The following is a 602-nucleotide window of genomic DNA, read 5'->3' on the forward strand; positions in this document are numbered from 1 at the left end:
TTTTAGTTTGGTTAAGTTAGAAAGGGCGCACGGTGGATGCCTTGACACTAGGAGTCGATGAAGGACGGGACTAACGCCGATATGCTTCGGGGAGCTGTAAGTAAGCTTTGATCCGAAGATTTCCGAATGGGGAAACCCACCATACGTAATGGTATGGTATCCTTACCTGAATACATAGGGTAAGGAAGACAGACCCAGGGAACTGAAACATCTAAGTACCTGGAGGAAGAGAAAGCAAATGCGATTTCCTGAGTAGCGGCGAGCGAAACGGAACATAGCCCAAACCAAGAGGCTTGCCTCTTGGGGTTGTAGGACATTCTATACGGAGTTACAAAGGAACGAGGTAGACGAAGCGACCTGGAAAGGTCCGTCGTAGAGGGTAACAACCCCGTAGTCGAAACTTCGTTCTCTCTTGAATGTATCCTGAGTACGGCGGAACACGTGAAATTCCGTCGGAATCTGGGAGGACCATCTCCCAAGGCTAAATACTCCCTAGTGATCGATAGTGAACCAGTACCGTGAGGGAAAGGTGAAAAGCACCCCGGAAGGGGAGTGAAAGAGATCCTGAAACCGTGTGCCTACAAATAGTCAGAGCCCGTTAA

The 602-nt window shown here is 49.2% G+C and carries 1 rRNA gene; it reads left to right on the plus strand.

The features are described 5' to 3' along the window. Window positions 1-9: 9 nt before the first annotated feature. Window positions 10-602, plus strand: a 23S ribosomal RNA gene (locus ACTFOB_RS26285); the annotation flags it as partial.

Source organism: Bacillus cereus group sp. MYBK79-1, assembly GCF_051915365.1.
In the GTDB taxonomy this organism is placed as follows: Bacteria; Bacillota; Bacilli; order Bacillales; family Bacillaceae_G; genus Bacillus_A.